The sequence below is a fragment of the Sphingopyxis sp. genome, from assembly GCF_035998965.1.
GTDB lineage: Bacteria > Pseudomonadota > Alphaproteobacteria > Sphingomonadales > Sphingomonadaceae > Sphingopyxis.
Genome location: NZ_DASYHE010000038.1, coordinates 62,439 through 82,422, shown reverse-complemented (window position 1 = coordinate 82,422; position 19,984 = coordinate 62,439). Strand labels below are relative to the sequence as shown.

The following is a 19,984-nucleotide window of genomic DNA, read 5'->3' as shown; positions in this document are numbered from 1 at the left end:
CCGTTGTACGTCTGTCAAAACAATCGCCCCGCCTGAAAACGAGTCTTCGAACTTGTTGGCGCGGTCCCCAATCATTGATCAAGGGTCGGACAGTCGATAGGGCGGGTTGATGGCCCAAAGCCCCTTCCTTCATTATCCTCGCGCCGCGGCGCGCCGTCGATGACATTGTCGTCGGGCGCGCTTTTTGCGCTGGGCCTGTTCATCGCGCTTTGGCTGCTCGCGGGATTGTGGGCCGTCGGCCGCGGGATTGCGATGCAGCGGCGCGCGGCTTTTGTCGCCGGGCAGGCTGAGCGGCTCGGCAGTCTGGTCGAGGCATCGCCGCAACTGCCGGTGATCGTGCGCGCCGACTGGCGGATCGAGGCAAGCGAGAAACTGGGGCGCTGGCTAGGGCTGGAGCAGGGACCGCGCAATTTCGACGAGCTGCGCGGGCTGGGCAGCGGGCTTGACCCCGACGGCCATGACGCGCTGCGCCAAGCGATCCTGGGCGCGCAGCGCGGCGCCAAACCTTTTACGCTCAGCCTGAAGCCGCAGGGGAGCGAGCGCACGATCATCCTGCACGGCGCGCCGGCACCGCCAGCGGTGGGCGGACCGGGCAGCGTGTTGCTCTGGCTGAGCGATGCGACCGACGGTCAGCACGCGCTGGCGCAGGCGCGCAGCGAACGTGACGAGGCGATGGCGGCGTTCGAGGCGCTGTCGGGGCTGATCGAAGCCGCCCCCTTCCCGATGTGGTTCCGCGACACCGACCTCAATCTGGCGCTCGTCAACGGCGCCTATGTCCGCGCAGTCGAGGCGAAGAGCGCGGTCGCGGTGATCGATGGCGGTGTCGAGCTGTGCGAAACCGTCGCCGGGGTCAGCGCCGCCGAAGCCGCCGACGAGGCGCGCATCGCGGGCGCGGCGCAGATCCGCACGATCCCGGTGACGATCGAGGGCGAGCGGCGGATCATGCGCGTCGTCGATGTGCCGTTGGCGCCGACGGGCGGGCGGGTGATCGGCATCGCGGGATATGCGATCGATATTCAGGAGCTGGAGAGCGAACGCGGCGCGCACCGCCGCTTCGTCGATACGCAGCGCGAATTGCTCGACCGATTGTCGGCGGCGGTGGCGCAATTCGGTCCCGATCAGGGGCTGGCCTTTGCCAACCTGCCGTTCCGCCGCCTGTTTGCGCTCGATGCCGAGGATGTCAGCGAGGCGCGGGCGTTTGCGCGGCTGCTCGATGCCTGGCGCGAGGGCGGGCGGACCCCCGAGGTGCGCGACTATCCCGAATGGCGGCAGGCGCATGTCGACTGGTTCGCCCAGGCAGGGGCGAGCGAAGAGGATTGGCTGCTGCGCGACGGCACCCACTTGCACGTTGTGGCGCAGCCGACCCCCGACGGCGGGCTGTTGCTGATCGCCGAAGACAAGACCGAGCAGGTGCAACTGGCGGGTGCACGCGACACCTTGCTCCGCGTCCGCACAGCGACCTTCGACAATCTGTTCGAGGCGATCGCGGTGTTTGCGCCCGACGGGCGGCTGCATCTGTGGAACCAGCGGTTCCGCCGCCTGTGGGGCATTGATGAGGCCACGCTGGCGGCGCATCCGCGCGTCGATGCGCTAATGGGCGGGCTGGCCGACCGGCTGGTGAAACCGAACCAGATCAGCATTGTGCAGGAGGTCATCCGCGCCGCGACGCTGGAGAGGCAACAGCGCGGCGGCGAAATCGGTTTTGCCGACGGGCGGTATTTCGATTTCGCGTCGATCCCGCTGCCCGACGGCAATGCGCTGCTGATCATGCTCGACATCACCCCGAGCCGGCGGATGGAGGGCGCGCTGCGCGAACGCAACGAGGCGCTGGAGGCGGCGGACAAGGTCAAGACCGCGTTCCTGTCGCGGATGAGTTACGAGCTGCGCACGCCGTTGACCTCGATCGGCGGGTTCGGCGAGATGTTGCAGGCGGGCTATGCCGGCAAGCTGAGCGAGCAGCAGCAGGGTTATGTCAACGCGATCATGGATTCGGTCGCGGTGTTGGGGCGCCAGATCGACAATGTGCTCGACCTGGCGCAGGGCGAGGCCGGGTCGCTGGTGGTCGAGCGGGCGCCGGTCGCGGTGCGGGCGTTGCTGGAGCGGGCGCTGGCCGAAGCCAAGGCGTTTGCTGCGGCGGAAAAGGTCGAACTGGTCGGCAATATCTCGCCCGATCTCGGCCGCATCGATGGCGACGCGCCGCGCCTGTCGCGGCTGGTCGCGGGGTTGCTCGACAACGCGGTGCGCTACACCGCGCCGATCCGCAAGTCCGGCGGCCGCGTGCTGCTTCATGCCACAGGCGACGCGCACGGCATCGACATCATTGTGTCGGACAATGGTCCGGGGATGCCCGAAGCGGTCGCCGCGGTGACCAAGGGGCAGCAGGCAGGCACTGCGTCGGGCGGCATCGGCCTCGCGCTCGCCCGCCAGCTCGTCGCCGCGCATGGCGGGACGATGGAGGTGGTGAGCGAGGCAGGACAGGGGACGCTGGTGCGGATCAGCCTGCCCCGCCGCGTATGAGCCATCGCTACGACTATACGCTGGCCGAGGCCGAGCGCATCGGTGCGGCGATCGGGGCGGCGTTGCTGCCCGGCGATGTTGTCGCGCTGTCGGGCGATCTTGGCGCCGGGAAGACGACGCTGGCGCGCGCGATGCTGAAGGCGCGCGGGCTGGCGGGCGAGGCGCCGAGCCCGACCTTTGCCATCGTCCAGCCCTATGCGCCGCCCGAAGTCGACCTGCCCATCGCGCATGTCGATCTGTACCGGATCGAGGACGAAAGCGAGCTGATCGAGCTGGGGCTCGACGATTATCTGTATGACGGCGCGCTGCTGATCGAGTGGCCCGAGCGGCTGGGGACGCAAGGGTGGCCGGGCGCGCTGTCGATCACGATTTCGGGGAGCGGCGACGCGCGCGTCTTGACAGCAGACGTGCCGACGTCTTGGGGGAGCCGATGGCCGCTCCGATGATTCCGCCCCCCCATGCGCCTGGCTTCCTCGCTGCGCATGGCTGGGAAGGCGCCCAGATTTTGCCGCTCGCCGGCGACGCATCGTTCCGGCGCTATTTCCGCGTCGTCGATGGCGCGCGGCAGGCGGTGCTGATGGACGCGCCGCCGCCGCATGAAGATCCGCGGCCGTTCATCGCGATCGCCGAATATCTGTGCGAACAGGGGCTGACCGCGCCGGTCATCTTTGCCCGCGATCTGGTGCAGGGACTGTTGCTGATCGAGGATTTTGGCGACGTGCGGCTGCGCGAAACGGCCGATGCGGCGCTGCACCGCGAGGTCGATCTGTACGCCGGGGCGACGGATTTGCTCGTCCACTTGCACACGTGCCCGCCGATGCCGGGATTGCGGGTGCTGGGGCTGGAACAGTGGCTCGAAGAGGTAATGCTGTTCAGCGACTGGTATTGCCCGGCGCTGGAGATCCAGGTCGATCGCGACGCCTTTCGCGCCGCGTGGGAAGCGGTGCTGACCCCGGTCGAGCATGACGGCCTGCCGCGCGTCACCGTGCTGCGCGATTATCATGCCGAAAATATCATGCTGGTGCCGGGCAAGGTGGGCGTTGCCCATTATGGCCTGCTCGATTTCCAGGACGCGCTGATCGGGCATCCTGCTTATGATCTGGCTTCGGTGCTGGAGGATGCGCGGCGCGACGTCACCCCGGCGGTCGAGGCGGCGATGCTGGCGAAGTATCAGGGCGCAACTGGGCAGGACATCGAGAACGCTTACTGGGCGCTCGCGGCGCAGCGCAACACGCGCATCCTGGGGGTGTTCGTGCGGCTGTGGAAGCGCGACGGCAAGCCCGGCTATCGCCAGTTCCAGCCGCGGATGTGGGGGCTCCTCGAACGCGATCTCGCGCATCCTGCGCTGGCACCGGTGCGCGCCTGGTTCGACGAGAATATCCCCGCCGACAAGCGTGCGGCGGCGTGGTGATGGAAACCAAGATCGACAGCGCGATGGTGATGGCGGCGGGGCTGGGCAAACGGATGCGCCCGCTGACCGCCACCCGCCCCAAGCCGCTGGTCCGCGTCGCGGGCAAGGCCTTGATCGATCACAGCCTCGACCGCATCGAGGCGGCAGGGATCGGCCATGTCGTCGTCAACGTCCATTATCTGGCCGATGCGCTCGAAGCGCATCTGGCGGCGCAGAAACGCAGCTTCACGATCGGCATTTCGGACGAGCGCGACCTGCTCCTCGAAACCGGCGGCGGCATGGTCAAGGCGCTGCCACAGCTGACCGGCGACCCGATCCTGATCGTCAACAGCGACAATATCTGGACGGACGGGCCGGAGGACAGCATCCGGCATTTGGCGCGCCATTGGGACGGGACGCGGATGGACGCGCTGTTGCTGCTGATCCGGCAGGCGAGCGCGACCGGGCATGGCGGCCGCGGCGATTTTCATATGGACCCGTCGGGGCTCCTGTCGCGCCGCAAGCCCGGGCGGATTGCGCCGTTCGTGTACACCGGCATCCAGCTGATCTCGCCGCGCCTGTTGGGCGACGCGCCTGCAGGGGCGTTTTCGACCAACATATTGTGGGACCGCGCAATCGCGGCGGGGCGGCTGTATGGCCTGTCGCATATGGGGCAGTGGTTCGACGTTGGCACCCCCGACCGGATCGCGCCGACCGAAGCCGCGCTGAGTGAGGTTTGACGCGGGCCGTCATCCCGGCGAAGGCCGGGATCTCGCCGTTTCGGATTGGCGCAGCGGCGAGATCCCGGCCTTCGCCGGGATGACGAAGAGAGTGTGATGACGGAAACGCCCCGCCCCACCGTCTTTTCCATCCCCGTCCAGCGGGCGTTCGCCGACGCGCTCGCCGCAGGCCTGATCGACCGCTTCGCCGATGGCGCGCTCGGGCTCGCCGAAGGGCTGATCCTCCTGCCCAGCAACCGCGCGCGTAGCGCGGTGCAGGCGGCGTTTGTCCGCGCCAGCGGCGCAGGGCTGCTGATGCCGCGGCTCGCGGTGATCGGCGACGCCGATTTGGATGAAAGCGTCGCGTTGGCGCTCGATGCGATCGACGACGCCGACCCGATCCCGCCCGCGATCGACGCGCTGCGGCGGCGGCTGATGCTCGCGGCGCTGATCGAGCGGCACAATCCGGCGGGCGAAGACGCGATCACCGGCGCCGCGGCGTTCCAGCTCGCCGAAGGGCTGGGGCGGGTGATCGACCAGCTTCATTATGAGGAGGTCGCTCCGGCGCGGCTCGGCGACATCGAGGCCGCGCTCGGTGACCTTGCGGGGCATTGGCAGGCGTCGTGGCAGCGATTGCGGCTGCTGATCGACCATTGGCCCGCGATGCTGGCTGCGACGGGGCATATCGACCGCGCCGACCGGCGCAATCGCCTGCTCGCACGGGTCAGCGATGGATGGCGCACCGCGCCGCCGGGACGCTTTGTCGTCGCCGCGGGGGTGACCACCGCGGCGCCCGCGATCGCGCGGTTGTTGCGCACCGTCGCCGATTTGCCGCAGGGGATGGTGGTGCTGCCGGGGCTCGATCTGGGCATGGCCGCGGAGGAATGGGAGGCGCTGGGGCCGGTCAAGGCCGACCCGGAAAAGCCCGGCGAGCGCCCGCTCGAAACGCATCCGCAATATCATCTGAAACTGCTGCTCGGCCGGATGGGGATTGCGCGTGAAGAGGTTGGCGCATGGGCCGCGGCGTCGCCGTTCGACGGTCCCGGTGCGCGGGCGCCCTTTCTGTCGCTGCTGTTTGCGCCCGCCGCTTATACCGCGCGCTGGCAGGCGGCGGACGATGTCGCGCCCAGCCTGACCGGGGTCAGCGCCGCCACCTTCGCCGATGATGGGCAGGAGGCGCAGGGGATCGCGCTGATGATGCGGCGCACGCTGGAAGAACCAGGGCGCACCGCCGCGCTGGTGACTCCCGACCGCTTGCTCGCCGAGCGCGTCGCCGCCGCGCTTGCGCGCTGGGACATTGCGGTCGACGACAGCGCCGGGCAGCCGCTGGGGCAGACGCCGCCGGGGGCGCTGCTGTTGCTGCTCGCCGAATGTGCCGCGGCGTTCGATCCCGTGCGGCTGGTCGCGCTGCTCGGGCATCCGCTGGTCCGCGCGGGTGAGGGACGGCTGGGCTGGCTCGATCAGGTGCGGTGGCTCGATCTGGTTCTGCGCGGCCCGGGGCTGGTGCCGGGCTGGGCCGGAGTGACGGCGCGGATAAGCGAGATTGCGGCCGACAGCGATCGGCGCGGACATGGCGCTGCGGTGGCGATCACGGATTGGTGGGCCGACGTCGCGACAGGGCTGAGCGGTGCGCTCGCGCCATTCGCTGCCGGTGTATCTGCGCCGCCGTCGATACTGCTCGGGGCGTTGCAAGACGCGCTCGGCTGGCTGACCGGCGAAGGGGCGTGGATGGGCCATGCGGGCCGCGCGCTGTCCGATCTGTTCGACCGCTGCGCGATGGCGAAGGGCGACGGCCCCGCGCTGGTCGCCCCCGCCGATTTCCCCGCGATGCTCGCCGATCTGATGTCGGGCGAGAGCATCCGGCCGCCCTATGGCGGGCATCCGCGGCTGTTCATCTGGGGCTTGCTGGAGGCGCGGTTGCAGCGCGCCGACCTGATGATTCTGGGCGGGCTCGACGAGGGGCGCTGGCCGCCGCAACAAAGCCCCGACCCGTGGCTCGCCCCCGGCATCCGGCGGATGCTTGGCCTTGCCGCGCCCGAGCGGCAACAGGGGATGGCGGCGCATGATTTTGCCGGTGCCTTTGCCGCGCGCGAAGTGGTGGTGACGCGCGCGATGCGCAGCGGCGGCGATCCCGCGGTTGCGTCGCGCTTCTGGCTGCGGCTGGCGGCCTTGGCGGGCGAGTTGCCCGAAGCGACGCTGGACGGGCAGCCGGTGACGGCGCTCGCGGCGACGCTCGATGTCCCGCCGGGGCGGAGCGAACCCGCTGACAAGCCGCGTCCGGCGCCGCCGCAGAACGCGCGGCCCGACCGGATCAGCGTCACCGGGGTCGACCAGCTGGCGCGCGATCCCTTTGCCTTTTACGCGGCGAAGATATTGCGGCTGAGCGAACTCGAGCCGCTGAACAGCGGTCCCGACGCGAAATGGTTCGGGACGCGGGTGCATAAATTCCTGCAGGACTGGCAGGCGGCGGGGCTGACCGAGGCGGCGTTCGCCGCGGAACTCGCCGCACTGCGCGCCGATCCGGCGCTCGACTCGCTCGCCCGCGCCTTCTGGTTGCCGCGGATCGAGCCGTCGCTGCGCTGGGCGGCGGAGCGGGTTTGGGCGGCGCAGTTGGAGGGACGCGAACCGATTGCGACCGAGGCAACCGGCGTCCACGAGCTGTCTGGAATCCGCTTGATCGGAAAAGCCGACCGCATTGATAGATTGAAGGACGGCAGTCTCTCGGTTGTGGACTACAAGACCGGCGCGGCGCCAAGCGGCAGCGCGGCGTTCGACGGGCTCGACAACCAGCTCGGCCTGCTCGGCTTGCTTGCCGAAATGGGGAAGATTGAGGGGGTCGCTTCGGGGACGATCAATTCTCTCGAGTATTGGAGCCTGAAGCCGGACCGCGCAAAGGGCACCAAAGGCAGCATTGCGCCGACGCACGGTGGACGCCGGAGGCTCAAGACAGCCGAGGAGGCCGTTGCGCGCGCCTATGATGCCTTCGCAGAACTCACCGCCGCTTATCTTCTGGGTGAAGGTGTGTTCGCCCCCGGCGACAGCGCCAAACGCTACACCGATTTCGACCAGCTGATGCGCCGCGACGAATGGTTCGGGCGCGGCGACCCCGATCCGTTTGTGACCGACGGGGGGCGTCATGATCGATCCCGACAAGCTGCTTAAGACGCTCGACGGCGGGCAGCGCGCCGCGGCAGAGCCGCACGACCATGTCTGGCTGGGCGCGTCGGCGGGGACGGGCAAGACGCAGGTGCTGTCGGCGCGTGTGCTGCGGCTGATGCTGACGGGGGTGTCGCCCGAGGCGATCCTGTGCATCACCTTTACCAAGGCGGGCGCCGCCGAAATGGCGCATCGCATCCACGAGCGGCTGGCGATGTGGGTGCGGATGGCCGATGGCGACCTGCGGCTCGACCTCGCCGCGCTCGGCGCCGATTGGGCCGAGCCCGGCATTCTTGACCGCGCCCGATCGCTGTTCGCCACCGTGATCGACAGCCCCGGCGGCGCGGTGCGGGTGCAGACGATCCATAGTTTCTGCCAAACCTTGCTGGCAAGTTTTCCGCTGGAGGCGAAAATCCTGCCGGGGTTCCGCGCGCTGGAGGACAGCGAGGCAAGTGCATTGCAGCGCGAGGTGCTGGGGCAGTTGCTGGACAACAAAAGCCCCTCCCCTTCAGGGGAGGGGTTGGGGTGGGGTCCATCGTCCAACGCTGTGCCATCCCGAGAGACCCCACCCCCGGCCCCTCCCCTGAAGGGGAGGGGGGAAGCGGAGGCGCTATACGACACAGCGGCGATGCTGTCGCAGCGATTGGGGCAGGACGCGGCGATCGCATTCCTGGCGCGCTGCGCGAGCAGCTTCACCGCCGCGAATGCGCCACGCCTCGCGCCGCGCGCGGCAGACCTGCGCGTACAACTGGGGCTGCCGCAGGGCGATCCACTGGCCTGGCAGGCGGCGGCGCTGGCGGGCGGGGCGATAGCCGACGCCGACATCGCTGCGGTGGCCGCCAGCGGGCGCGGCTGGGGGACCAAGACCGGCGACGGGCGTGCCGACATCATGGACGACTGGTTTCGCGCTGACGCGCATGGCCGCGCCGCGATGCTGATCGCGGTGCGCGGCTGTTTCCTGACCGGCACTGGCGACATGCGCGCCGATTATACCAAGGACAAGGGGGGGATGCGCAGCTGCCTCGCCGCCGCCGAACGCATCGTCGCCGTGGCCGATGCGCTGCTCGCGACCGCCACCGCGATTGCGGTCGCCGACGATCTGGCGGCGGCTTGGGATCTCGGCAGCCGCTTTGCCGATGCCTATGCGCTGGCGAAGCGCGAGCGCGGTCTCGCCGATTTCGACGATCTGATCAGCATCGCGGGGCATTTGCTGGCCCAGGGCGATTTTGGCGACTGGGTGCGCTTCAAGCTCGACCAGCGCACCGATCACATCCTGGTCGACGAGGCGCAGGACACCAATGCGCGGCAATGGGCGATCGTCGCCTCGCTGGCGGGCGAGTTTTTTGCGGGAATTGGTGCCAAGGACGATCGGGTCCGCACGATGTTTACCGTCGGCGACCGCAAGCAGGCGATCTTTGGCTTTCAAGGCACCGAGCCAGCGGCATTCGAAGCGGCGCGACTAAGCTTTGCCAAGCGCGCCGCGGAAGGCGACAGGCCGTTCGAGGATGTCGATCTCGACACCAATTATCGGTCCAGCCCCGCGGTGCTCGACGTCGTCGACGCATGGATCACGGCGGGCGCGCCCGCATTGATGGGGCTGGAGAGCGACGAGCCGCCGCACATTCCTGCCGAATTCAATCGCGACCGCGCGGGACGCGTCGAGCTGTGGCAACCGTTGCCGGTCGGCAAGGCTCTTGATGCCGATGCGGATGACGAAAGCGCCGCCGAGAGTGACGATGGCGATGAGGGGGCCGGCGCGCGTGACACCTCCGCCGCGGCGAGCGACCCCGCCAGCCTGCGGCTCTCCCGCGCGATTGCCGACGAGGTGCAGGACTGGCTGCTCCACGGCAAGGACGGGCGCGCCGTTGCCCCGGGCGACATATTGATCCTCGTCCGCCGCCGCCGCGATCTGGCGGCGCGGATCGTCGCGCGGTTGCAATCGCTGCATGTGCCGGTCGCGGGGGTCGATCGCTTTTCGCTGACCCAGTCGCTCGCGGTGCAGGATCTGCTCGCCACGATGCGCTTTGCGGTGCAGCCGCTCGACGACCTCAACCTCGCCAGCCTGCTGGTGTCACCGCTGTTCGGCTGGAGTCAGGACGAGCTGTTTGCCTTCGCCCATGGCCGCCAGAAACGCGCGTTGTGGGAGCAGTTGCGGGCGCGCGAAGACGAAGCGCCGCCCGAAACGATGGCGGCGCTGCGCGCCCTGCTCGGCATGGGTGATTTCACGACGCCGTTCCGCTTTCTGGAACGCATCCTGTCCGGCCCGCTCGACGGGAGGCGCAAGCTGTATCACCGGCTGGGGCGCGAGGCGCGCGACCCGATCGACGAACTGCTCGCACAGGCGCTGGCGTTCGAGCGGCGGGAAGCGCCGTCGCTGCTCGGCTTCCTGTCGCACATCGCCGCGAGCACCGCCGAGATCAAGCGCCAGAGCGAGGCGCGCAGCAATGTCGTGCGGGTGATGACGGTGCACGGGTCGAAGGGGTTGCAGGCGCCGATCGTCATCCTGGCCGACGCGACCGACGATCCCAAGCCGCGGCGGGTGAGCTTTGGCCTGTCGATGGCGGGATGGGACAAATTGCCGGTGTTCGCGCTCGGCAAGGACGAGCGGCACGGCGCGATTGCGGATGCGCACGACGCGAAGGAAGCCGCCGAACGCGAGGAGCATTGGCGGCTGCTGTACGTCGCGATGACGCGTGCGGAGGAACTGCTGATCGTCACCGGGACGCGGAAGGCGGACGAACTCCCCGAGGGCAATTGGCACAGTGCGGTCGATGCCGTGATGGCCGACATGGGCGCCGAATGGCAGGACGCCGGGCCGCGCTGGGGGCAAAAGCGAGTCCATGCCGTTGCGGGAAAGGCGCGCGCGGCGAAGGACAAGATGCGCCCGGTTATGGCGCCGGTGGCCGTTCCAACCTGGGCGCGGCAAGCGGCGCCCGAAGAAGCGCGCCCGCCGCGCCCGCTCGCGCCCTCGGCGCTGGGCGACGATGATGTGGCGGCGGTACCGCAGGGCGCGGCGCGTGCGGCGGCGGTGAACCGCGGGCTGTTGCTCCACGCGCTGTTCGAGCGGCTGCCGCCGGTAGCGTCGGAGCTGCGGCGCGCGGCGGCACTGCGCTGGCTGGGGGTGCAAGCGGCCGATCTCGACGCGGCGGCGCGCGACGCGATGGTCGATGAAGTGCTGGCCGTGCTGGACGACCCCGCGCACACCGCGCTGTTCGGGCCGGGCTCGCTCGCCGAGGTGCCGCTGTCGGCAGTGGTCGACGGCGTGGTGGTGGCGGGGATCGTCGACCGGCTGCTGGTCACTGATGATGCGGTGACCGTAATCGATTACAAGACCGGGCGGCATGTGCCGGACAGCGCCGCCGCGGTGCAACCCGCCTATCTGCGCCAGATGGCCGCGTATCGCGGCGCGCTGGCGACGATTTTTCCGGGGCGGCGGGTGGCGGCGGCGCTGCTTTATACGGCCGGGCCGCGGCTGATCGCGCTGGACGATGCGCTGCTCGATGCGCACAAGCCGGGCTTGGCGGCAACCAAGGCGAATTTGGGCGGTTGAGGTCTTGAGCCGAAGGGTGCGACGCCTTAGCTTGCGGATAACCGAATTTCAGGAGTTTGTATCATGGGTACCAAGGCGATCACCGACGACAGCTTTCAGGCTGACGTCCTCGACAGCGACACCCCCGTGCTCGTCGATTTCTGGGCCGAATGGTGCGGTCCGTGCAAGATGATCGGCCCGTCGCTCGAGGAAATCGCCAATGAGCTGGGCGAAAAGGTGGTGATCGCCAAGCTGAATATCGACGATCACCCGAACGCCCCTGCCAAATATGGTGTGCGCGGCATCCCGACGATGATCCTGTTCAAGAATGGCGAAGTCGCCGACACCAAGGTTGGCGCAGCGCCGAAGAGCGCGCTCAAGGGCTGGCTGGAAGGCGCGCTTTAAGCCAATTTCCCCGACGTCGGATTGCCGACGTCGGGGGTCATCTTTTGGTCAGTCGCGCCAATAGTCTAGCCGTTCAGAGCCGTCGAAACCGGCCCGATGTCAGGCAGCAATTGCGGAAACCTGTGGCCTGAGCCACACGGACACGGATCTTGGCGACCGAGTTTTTCGATGAGTTCCTTGTCGCCGTGGACGAAGCGGTGTCCCCGCTTGACCTGCGTTTCCGACGGATAACCTTTACGCCGCTTCGAACTGATTTCGAAAGCAGGGCAGGTCGGCGAAGTCTTTTTGGCGTACCATGACGGCCTCCTGTGGTCAGCGCGCCTGCTCGCGCGCAGGCGGCGCCTTACCAGAATGTGCTCAGCTCCGATAGTCTGCGTTGATGCTGATGTAACCGTGCGTCAGGTCGCACGTCCAGACGGTCGCGCGGCCTTCACCCAAGCCAAGGTCGGCGCCGACACGGATTTCGAGGCCTTTGAGATGCGCCGCGACCGGTGCCTCGTCATAGTCGTCGACCGGCAGGCCGTCCCTTGCCACCCAATGATCGCCGAAGCGGATCGCGAGCTTGTCGCGGTCGGCGGGTTCGCCGGCCTTGCCCACCGCCATCACGACGCGGCCCCAGTTGGCGTCCTCGCCCGCAATCGCGGTTTTGACCAGCGGCGAGTTGGCGATCGCGAGCGCGACGCGCTTGGCGCTGTCGTCGCTGACGGCGCCGCTCACCTGAACTTCGATGAACTTTGAGGCGCCTTCGCCGTCGCGCACGACCTGCTGCGCGAGGTCGAGCGCGACCTTTCGGATCGCGGCGTAGAGCGCGTCGGCGCCGGGATCGTCACGCGTGGTAAGCGGCGCATTGCCCGCCAACCCCGTCGCGAACAGCAGCACGGTATCGCTGGTCGAGGTGTCGCTATCGACGGTGATACTGTTGAAACTGCCGCCGGTCGCTTCGCTCAGCATCGCCTGCAACAATGCGGGGGCAACCGCGGCGTCGGTGAAGATATAGCCGAGCATCGTCGCCATGTCGGGGGCGATCATGCCCGATCCTTTGACGATCCCTGCGACGTGAACGGTCTTGTCGCCAACGACCGCGGTGGCGGCCGATCCCTTGGCGAAAGTGTCGGTGGTGCAGATGGTTTCGGCGGCGGCTTCCCATGAGCAGGGCGCGGCGGTGAGCGCGGCTTCGACCCCGGCGCGCGCCTTGTCCTTAGGCAGCGGCACGCCGATGACGCCGGTCGAGCTGACGAAGACTTCGCTTTGCGCGCAGCTCAGATGATCGGCGACCTGCGCCATGATCTGTTCGACCGCCTCGCGGCCGCGATAGCCGGTGAAGGCGTTGCTGTTGCCCGCGTTGACGATCAGTGCGCGCCCGATGCCGCCTTTGACCTGCTCGCGGCCGAGCTCGACTTCGGACGAGCAGCAGACGTTGCGGGTGAAGACGCCCGCGACCCTCGTGCCGGGCGCGAGCTCTACATAGGTCAGGTCGCAGCGGTCCCAATTCTTGTACTGCGCGCGCGCGACGCGGAGGGTGACCCCGGCGATGTCGGGGAGCTTGGGGAAGGTTGCGGGGGCGAGGGGGGAGCGGGAGGTCATGGTGGTGCGCTTAGCGGGAGTTGCGCACATACAAAAGCCCCTCCCCTTCAGGGGAGGGGTTGGGGTGGGGTCCATCGGCGTTGCGCTAGGCCGATGGACCCCACCCGCTGCGACTAAGCCAGCAAGCTGGCAAGTCTCGCTGCCCTCCGCTGAAAGGGAGGGCGTAGATCGTTACGCCGGAATGCCGCTGATCGACTTCACTTCCATGAAATCCTTCAGCCCGAACACGCCGCCTTCGCGACCATTGCCCGATGCTTTGTAGCCGCCGAACGCCGCGCCGGGGCCTGGTCCCCACGCGTTGACCGCGACCATACCGGCGCGCAGCTTCGGTGCGATCTCTGCGGCCTTCGCCGGATCGCCCGAGATCACCGCCGAAAGGCCATATTCGGTGTCGTTGGCGATATCGACCGCCTCGTCGAGGTCGCCATAGGCCATGACCGTCGCGACGGGACCAAAGATTTCCTCATTGGCGATCCGCATGTCGCGGGTGACGCCCGAGAACACCGTCGGCTTGACATAATAGCCGCGGTTGACGTTGCTCGGCAGGCCGGTGCCGCCGGTTTCCAGCGTCGCGCCCTCATCGATCGCTGACTGGATCAACCCCTGGATCTTGTCGAACTGCGCCTTGTTAACGACGGGACCGATATGGCCGCCTTCGCTCATCGGATCGCCGACCGACGTGCCGTCGAACATCGCCTTGATCACGCCGACGGCTTCGGCCTCACGCTCTTTCTGCACCAGGATGCGCGTCGGCGCGATGCAGCTCTGGCCGGTGTTGACCAGCACGCCCTGCACTGTCGGTGGCAGCACCGCGGCGAAATCGGCGTCGGGCAGGACGATGTTCGGCGACTTGCCGCCCAGTTCCTGATGGACGCGCTTGACCGTGTCGGCCGCCGCCTTGGCGACGAGGATGCCGGCGCGGGTCGAGCCGGTGAAGCTGACCATTTCGATGCCGGGATGGGCGCTGATCGCGTTGCCGACGGTCGGGCCGTCACCCTGGACGAGGTTGAACACGCCCGGCGGGACACCCGCGGCGTCGAGGATCTCGGCAAAGATCGTCGCGTTGCCGGGGCATTCTTCGGAGGGTTTCAGCACCATCGTATTGCCCGCGGCGAGCGCCGGGGCGACCTTCAGCGCGATCTGGTTGAGCGGCCAGTTCCACGGGGTGATCATGCCGACGACGCCGATCGGTTCGTACGCTATGACGCCCGCGGCATATTTTTCGGTGAAGTTGAAATCCTTGAGCGCAGCGATGGTGCCGAGGAAGCCGCCGATCCCGGCGCCGACCTGCGCGGTGCCCGCGAAGCTCACCGGGGCGCCCATTTCGCTCGCCATCGATTTGGCGAGATCGGGCGCGCGCTTCTTATATTCCTCGACGATACGATTGAGGAGGTCGAGCCGCTCTTCGCGCGTCGTTTGTGACCAGCTTTTCAGTGCTTCGCGCGCCGCAGCGACGGCATCGTCGACGTCGGCGGCGGTGCCGAGGACGATCGTCGAAGCCGCTTCTTCGGTCGCCGGGTTGATCACGTCGTGCGGCTTGCCGCCCTTGCTGTCGACCCACTGGCCGCCGATATAATTCTGCTTGAGGTGCGTTGCGGTGTCGCTCATTTTCTCTCTCCCAATCGGCGTGTCTGAATACGTCTCGGATTGCTACCTAATCACTGTGGCGGATGAATCAAGTTCATCGCTCCTTTATCGTCACCCCGGACTTGATCCGGGGTCCATTCCTCATTCGTAGCATGGACCCCGGATCAAGTCCGGGGTGACGAAGCGGCAAACGACACGCGCTACCGCTTTTCAGCACTCAGCCGTGACATCAATATGGCAGCGCGGGTCGCCTGGCGCGCGATGCTCGGCAGGTCGACGGTTTCATCGGGACCATGATCGCCGGTGCTGTACGCGCCAAGACCCGCGAGCGAGTCGACGAAGGGGGCGACGAAGCTGATGTCGGCCGCGCCGCGTTTCAGCGGGTCAAGCGCCGCCATTTCGGGCAGGCCCAAGTCCCGGTTCACGGCGTTGAGCCGAACGAGCAGCGCGCGATTGCCGTCGGTCGGCGCCATCGCCGGATAGCCGCCGGGATCGAACGCGATCGTTGCGGAGGTGCCGGGCGCGTGGTCGGCGACAATTGCCGACATCTTTGCCTTCACCCGCTCCGCCTGTTCGGCCGACAGCGTGCGCAGGTCGCCGCGTGCGATCGCGGTCGACGCGATGATGTTGGTCTTGCCGCTGGCGCTGGCGCGGATCTTTCCGCCGTCGAGCGCCGCCTGCTCGCCGCCTGCGACCAGCCCGACGTTGAAGGTCAGATTGGGCTCGGGCAGCTCGGTGCGGAAACGGTGGATCACCCGCGCCAGTTCATAGATCGCGCCGTCGCCCGCGGCGGCGCTGAAGATGCCCGAACTGTGGCCCGGTTTGCCGGTGGCGGTCACCGTCCAGCTCTCCGACGACCGCCGCGCGACCGAACTCATGTCGGCGCCATTTTCGCGGATCAGCCCTTCGAAACACAGTGCGACATCGCTGCGCTTGCCCGCGGCGATCAGGTCGGCGCGCGCGATGTCGATCGGGTCGCCCGCATCCTCTTCGTCGCCGGTCATGTGAAATTCGATATTGGCGTCTTTCAGCGTCCCCGCCGCGTGCATGGCACGCAGTGCCGCGAGCGCCACGACCATCCCGCCCTTGTCATCACCCGCGCCCGGTCCCTTGGCCAAGTCGCCCCTGCGCTCGAAGCGCTGGAACGGCGAATCGGATTCGAACACCGTGTCGAGGTGGGCAATCAGCAGCAGGCGCTTGCCATCGGGCTTCCCCTTGTGCGTCGCGATCAGATGCCCGGCGCGGCCGGTCTCGGTCATCGGTTTCCAGATTACCGTGAAGCCCAGTGGTTCAAGCTCGGCGCGCATCATCGCTCCGACCTTTTCGACGCCCTCCAGGTTCAGCGAGCCGCTGTTCTGATTGACCAGCTTCTCCAGCAGCGCGATCGAGCGGGGTTGCTCGGCCTCGACCATTTTCGCCATCGCGCGTTCAGCCTGGCTCAACTGGGCCTGCGCCGCTGGGGCGAGTGCGAGTTGAAGCGCGATCAGGGCGGCGAACGGCAGCGATTTCATGGAGGACTCCTCTGGACGCCGCCCTTGTGCCGCCTGCACGGGCCGTGGGCAAGCGGTCAGCCGGGACGAACCATGAAAATGCTGCCGCCGATGCTGACGATAAACAAATTGCCCGCGCTGTCTTCGCCGAACGAGGCGATCGAACTCAGCGTCCCGGCGTCGGGGGTAAAATCCTCGTTGCGCCGTGCAAAGCGCGACGAGGAGAACGTCTGTCCGGCGATCAGGCTGGAAAACGGCACCGACCAGATATTGCCCGACACGAAATCGGCAAAGACATATTGCCCGGCCAGCGACGTCACGGGTCCGCGATAGACATAACCGCCGGTGACCGAGCGGCCCTGCCGCGGCCCGGTGCCATGGCCATATTCGGCGACGGGCGGCGTCAGTCCTGCGGGCGCGGTGCCGGTATAGGGCTGCGTCCCCTCCAGAAAACGCCAGCCGAAATTCAGCCCGGGTTGCGATGTCGTCACCATGTCGATTTCTTCGACCGCGCCTTGGCCAACGTCGCCGATCAACAGCGTGGCGCCCGAAAAGGAAGCGCGAAACGGGTTGCGCAGGCCCAAGGCAAAGACATAGGGATCCCCGCCGCCCGCCAGAAACGGATTGCCGGGGGCGGGGGCGTAACTGTTGCCGCCCGCGCCGACCGCAAAGCGCAGGATCTTGCCGAGCTGCACATTGCGGTTCTGGGCATTGTTGTTCGGATCGCCGCCGCCGCCGCCATCGCCGACCGCGACATAGACATGCCCGTCGGGACCATAGCCGATCCAGCCGCCGTTGTGGTTGTCGAAGCCCGGGTGCGGAATGTCGAGCACGGTGTCATAGCTGGTCGAGCTGTTCGGCTGGCCAAGCGTATAGCGCCGCACCTGGACATTGCCGTTGGTCGCGGTCGCGACGACGAACAGCCGCTGCGACGTCGCATGGTCGGGATAGGTGGCCAGCCCCAACAGCCCGCGCTCGCCGCTGGTCGAAATGTCGGTGATGTCCAGCACCAGCGTGCGGCTACCGTTCGCCGGGTCGAAGCGATAGACGTCGCCGCCTTTTTCGACGACATAGACATTGCTGCTGCCGGGGATGGGCGCGACATAGAGCGGCTGGCTGAAGCCGGTGCCGACGCGCGCGACTGCGATACCCTCGCGGCTGTTGGTGACGGTGATATTGACCGCCTGCGTCACGCTCGCCTGCCCGTCGCTGACGCGAAGCATCACCGCATAGACATTGTCGCCGTCGGCATCCCCGGGCAGGTCGAAATCAGGCGCGGGGCTGAAACTGAGCGCGCCCGCCGCGGTGATCGCAAAGCGCGCCGCATCGGCACCGCCGTCGATGGTGAAAGTCAGCATGTTCCCATCAGGATCGGTCGCGGTCGCCTGATAGGCGGCGGTGCTGTTCTCGGCGACGCTGGCGGTTTGCAGCGAGGTGAAGCTGGGGGGAGAATTCGCCGCGGGCGGGGTGCCGCCGCCGCTACTTCCGCCTCCTCCGCAGGACGCGAGCATGAGAGAAATGACAAGGAGAGAGACGCGCTTCTGCATGGCCAATAGCCTTTCGCGATCAAGCCCTCCCTTGCCGCAACGTGCCACCAGTCAAAGGGGTCCGCAACCCCGGCGGTTTACCATGCACCCCGCCGACGTCAGACAGAGTCTTTAGCCTCGTCGAAATCGTCAAGCTTGCCTAGCGCTTCCAGCGCAATTTTGCGCAAGGCGGAGCGGTTGACGGTCAGCCCTTTCGACCCATCGCCAGTCAGGTCGTCTATCGCAAAGTCAACGCGGGTGCGGTCGGGCGCCAACTCTTCAAAGGTGAACTTCAATCCGGTTGCCAGCGCGCCATCATCGACATTGTAAATCAGATGGGCCTCGCGGGGGATTTCCATCGCAACGGCAATCTTGACCTTATAGGCGCCGGGCCGTTCGTCGGGGACCATTTTGTCGAAACCCGGATCGCCTTTCTGGGCAACGAGCTCGTACAGGCGTGTCGATCCACCATTTGTGACGAGGGGCAACCCGGTAAAGGCGCTGCCATCGCCGAACATTTTTGCGAACACCTCTTCGCGCGGTGCGGCCACCGTTTTTGTTTGATTGACCAATTCGGCCATTTTGCCGCAGCTGACGGTCAGCAGCATGACGGCGACCAAAAATGCGGAGCGTAGCATCGCAATCCCCCTGAAAAGCGGGTTTGGAGTAGCGCCAACCGCTTACAAAAGCGTCAACGGCCGTTTCATTTGCCTGTAAAGAGTGTTTGACATATCGATGTGAAACTTGTAAAGAGCTCTTGACAGGCAAGGGAGCGGCTGTGGAAAATCGGGTCCGTGAATATCGCGAAGCGGCGGGGTGGAGCCAGGGCGAACTGGCCCGTCGCCTTGGCGTGTCGCGCCAGACGATTAACGCGGTCGAAACCGACAAATATGACCCCAGCCTCCCGCTGGCACTGCGCATGGCAGGCCTGTTCGCGCTCGAAGTGCGCGAGCTGTTCATCGATCACTGGACCGCAAAGGAGTAGCGATATGACGACGCAGGTGAGCAAGGCAGCAGGATGGCGCAAGATGGCGATGCAGGCTGTCGTCGGCGCCATTGCGGGCGCGGGCGGCATGTTCGCGATATTGGCTGTGATCGACCGGCAAGGCGGCCTTGACTGGACCCCCTCGCCGATCATCTTGCTGGGTGTCGGCTTTGTCTACGCGCTGATGGGGCTGTTTGTCGGGTTGGGCACGCTGGCGCCGAAACTGGTCGGGCAGCGGTTGCTCAATGTCGCCGATGCCGAGGAAATCGTCGAGGAACGATCGAACATGGGCGCCAGTGCGATCTGCTGCGTCATCCTGGGCGCGGCGCTGATGCTGCTGGCGCAGGCGGTCGCGGTGGACTCGGCGGCGCTGGTCAGTCCCGCAGCGGCCTATTGGATATTGCTGGTCGTGCTGGGCGGGTTCACCGCGGTGTCGCTGTGGTTGTGGAAAAGTTTCGACGAGCTGTGGCGGCAACTCACGATCGAGATCACCGCGACCACCGGCAATTTGATGATGCTTGTGACGATCGTCTGGGGCGGGGCGGCGGCAGCAGACCTGATCGCCGGTCCCGAACCGCTCGACCTGGTGTCGCTTTCGTTCGGGTTGTTGCTGCTTGCCTGTTTCGTCGTCACTGCCCGTCGCGGCATGATGGCGCCGCGATAGGCGGACTAGCGACCGGTTTCGGACATCGATCCTCCCTGTCGCGCAGCGATGGGGAGGGGAACCGTCCGCAAAGCGGATGGTGGAGGGGCTTTGCGACGGTAGCGCGATCGCCCCTCCGTCGGCGCTTCGCGGTGCCACCTCCTCATGGCTACGCCACAGGGAGGAGTTTCTGTTGATCGTCATGCCGGTTCAGTTCCGGGATGCCGAAGATGGCCGACGTCGGCTTCCCACCCCAAAGCCGCCATCGACTCAAAAAGGTCTTTCCTACTTTTTTCCGCTGTGCCAGCCTTATCCGGCCCTTTGACAGATGGATCATCCGGTCGTCTGCTGGCGCTAATCGCGGTTCGCGGCCGACACGCCCCGCGGCGTCTTCAGTGAAGCGCAGGACCTACATCACGGCGCGCACAAGGCTGACCTTTGCTGAATTTTGGA

The 19,984-nt window shown here is 67.1% G+C and carries 15 protein-coding genes; 9 read left to right on the top strand and 6 right to left on the bottom strand.

The features are described 5' to 3' along the window. Positions 1 to 159 precede the first annotated feature (159 nt). The 7 genes from VGN68_RS05670 (at position 160) to trxA (ending at position 11,716) form a co-directional block, all read left to right on the top strand. Positions 160 to 2,517 (top strand): PAS domain-containing sensor histidine kinase, encoded by a 2,358-nt coding sequence (locus VGN68_RS05670; protein ID WP_327474711.1) that lies wholly within the window; start codon positions 160 to 162, stop codon positions 2,515 to 2,517. Beyond that, positions 2,514 to 2,963 carry a tRNA (adenosine(37)-N6)-threonylcarbamoyltransferase complex ATPase subunit type 1 TsaE gene (gene tsaE / locus VGN68_RS05665; RefSeq protein WP_327474710.1) on the top strand — a complete coding sequence of 150 codons (450 nt, stop codon included), beginning with the start codon at positions 2,514 to 2,516 and terminating at the stop codon, positions 2,961 to 2,963. The genes VGN68_RS05670 and tsaE overlap by 4 nt, the downstream gene beginning before the upstream one ends. Further along, the gene (locus VGN68_RS05660) at positions 2,960 to 3,928 is read left to right on the top strand and encodes an aminoglycoside phosphotransferase family protein (RefSeq protein ID WP_327474709.1); all 969 of its coding nucleotides are present in this window, start codon (positions 2,960 to 2,962) and stop codon (positions 3,926 to 3,928) included. The genes tsaE and VGN68_RS05660 overlap by 4 nt, the downstream gene beginning before the upstream one ends. Continuing rightward, on the top strand, positions 3,928 to 4,647 hold the full coding sequence (locus VGN68_RS05655; RefSeq protein ID WP_327474707.1) for a nucleotidyltransferase family protein: 720 nt from the start codon (positions 3,928 to 3,930) through the stop codon (positions 4,645 to 4,647). The genes VGN68_RS05660 and VGN68_RS05655 overlap by 1 nt, the downstream gene beginning before the upstream one ends. A 96-nt stretch (positions 4,648 to 4,743) precedes the next feature. Further along, complete coding sequence (addB, locus tag VGN68_RS05650; protein WP_327474706.1) at positions 4,744 to 7,788, top strand: double-strand break repair protein AddB; 3,045 nt, start codon at positions 4,744 to 4,746, stop codon at positions 7,786 to 7,788. Further along, positions 7,763 to 11,332: a UvrD-helicase domain-containing protein gene (locus VGN68_RS05645; protein WP_327474705.1), complete on the top strand. Its 3,570-nt coding sequence runs from the start codon at positions 7,763 to 7,765 to the stop codon at positions 11,330 to 11,332. The genes addB and VGN68_RS05645 overlap by 26 nt, the downstream gene beginning before the upstream one ends. Positions 11,333 to 11,395: 63 nt before the next feature. Further along, positions 11,396 to 11,716, top strand: a complete 321-nt coding sequence (gene trxA / locus VGN68_RS05640) for a thioredoxin TrxA (protein WP_088442833.1) — start codon at positions 11,396 to 11,398, stop codon at positions 11,714 to 11,716. 65 nt (positions 11,717 to 11,781) lie between these two features. Here trxA and VGN68_RS20520 read toward each other — a convergent pair whose 3' ends face one another. The 6 genes from VGN68_RS20520 to VGN68_RS05615 form a co-directional block, all read right to left on the bottom strand. Next, positions 11,782 to 11,886 (bottom strand): SEC-C metal-binding domain-containing protein, encoded by a 105-nt coding sequence (locus VGN68_RS20520; protein WP_414713016.1) that lies wholly within the window; start codon positions 11,884 to 11,886, stop codon positions 11,782 to 11,784. Between the two features lie 187 nt (positions 11,887 to 12,073). Then, a complete protein-coding gene (gene argJ / locus VGN68_RS05635) occupies positions 12,074 to 13,300 on the bottom strand; it encodes a bifunctional glutamate N-acetyltransferase/amino-acid acetyltransferase ArgJ (protein WP_327474704.1) in 1,227 nt (408 codons plus the stop codon). Positions 13,301 to 13,471: 171 nt separating this feature from the next. After that, a complete protein-coding gene (locus VGN68_RS05630; protein ID WP_327474703.1) occupies positions 13,472 to 14,908 on the bottom strand; it encodes an aldehyde dehydrogenase family protein in 1,437 nt (478 codons plus the stop codon). Between the two features lie 179 nt (positions 14,909 to 15,087). Further along, the gene (locus tag VGN68_RS05625; protein ID WP_327474702.1) at positions 15,088 to 16,398 is read right to left on the bottom strand and encodes a M20/M25/M40 family metallo-hydrolase; all 1,311 of its coding nucleotides are present in this window, start codon (positions 16,396 to 16,398) and stop codon (positions 15,088 to 15,090) included. 56 nt (positions 16,399 to 16,454) lie between these two features. Next, entirely contained in the window at positions 16,455 to 17,924 is a 1,470-nt protein-coding gene (locus tag VGN68_RS05620; protein WP_327474701.1) for a PQQ-dependent sugar dehydrogenase, read from the bottom strand. A 98-nt stretch (positions 17,925 to 18,022) separates the two neighbouring features. After that, positions 18,023 to 18,541 carry a hypothetical protein gene (locus tag VGN68_RS05615; protein ID WP_327474700.1) on the bottom strand — a complete coding sequence of 173 codons (519 nt, stop codon included), beginning with the start codon at positions 18,539 to 18,541 and terminating at the stop codon, positions 18,023 to 18,025. Between the two features lie 140 nt (positions 18,542 to 18,681). Here VGN68_RS05615 and VGN68_RS05610 point away from each other — a divergent pair, with 140 nt between their 5' ends. After that, positions 18,682 to 18,888, top strand: coding sequence for a helix-turn-helix transcriptional regulator (locus VGN68_RS05610; RefSeq protein WP_088442821.1), 207 nt, complete (start codon positions 18,682 to 18,684; stop codon positions 18,886 to 18,888). 4 nt (positions 18,889 to 18,892) lie between these two features. Next, positions 18,893 to 19,552, top strand: a complete 660-nt coding sequence (locus VGN68_RS05605; protein ID WP_327474699.1) for a hypothetical protein — start codon at positions 18,893 to 18,895, stop codon at positions 19,550 to 19,552. Positions 19,553 to 19,984: the final 432 nt, after the last annotated feature.

Bases quoted from the DNA above. Each gene is read 5' to 3' on its own strand.
- VGN68_RS05620 (WP_327474701.1), bottom strand. From the start codon at position 17,924: ATGCAGAAGCGCGTCTCTCTCCTTGTCATTTCTCTCATGCTCGCGTCC.
- VGN68_RS05645 (WP_327474705.1), top strand. From the start codon at position 7,763: ATGATCGATCCCGACAAGCTGCTTAAGACGCTCGACGGCGGGCAGCGC.
- VGN68_RS05630 (WP_327474703.1), bottom strand. From the start codon at position 14,908: ATGAGCGACACCGCAACGCACCTCAAGCAGAATTATATCGGCGGCCAG.
- VGN68_RS05625 (WP_327474702.1), bottom strand. From the start codon at position 16,398: ATGAAATCGCTGCCGTTCGCCGCCCTGATCGCGCTTCAACTCGCACTC.
- VGN68_RS05615 (WP_327474700.1), bottom strand. From the start codon at position 18,541: ATGCTACGCTCCGCATTTTTGGTCGCCGTCATGCTGCTGACCGTCAGC.
- addB (WP_327474706.1), top strand. From the start codon at position 4,744: ATGACGGAAACGCCCCGCCCCACCGTCTTTTCCATCCCCGTCCAGCGG.
- VGN68_RS05655 (WP_327474707.1), top strand. From the start codon at position 3,928: ATGGAAACCAAGATCGACAGCGCGATGGTGATGGCGGCGGGGCTGGGC.
- VGN68_RS05660 (WP_327474709.1), top strand. From the start codon at position 2,960: ATGATTCCGCCCCCCCATGCGCCTGGCTTCCTCGCTGCGCATGGCTGG.
- tsaE (WP_327474710.1), top strand. From the start codon at position 2,514: ATGAGCCATCGCTACGACTATACGCTGGCCGAGGCCGAGCGCATCGGT.
- VGN68_RS05670 (WP_327474711.1), top strand. From the start codon at position 160: ATGACATTGTCGTCGGGCGCGCTTTTTGCGCTGGGCCTGTTCATCGCG.
- argJ (WP_327474704.1), bottom strand. From the start codon at position 13,300: ATGACCTCCCGCTCCCCCCTCGCCCCCGCAACCTTCCCCAAGCTCCCC.
- VGN68_RS05605 (WP_327474699.1), top strand. From the start codon at position 18,893: ATGACGACGCAGGTGAGCAAGGCAGCAGGATGGCGCAAGATGGCGATG.
- trxA (WP_088442833.1), top strand. From the start codon at position 11,396: ATGGGTACCAAGGCGATCACCGACGACAGCTTTCAGGCTGACGTCCTC.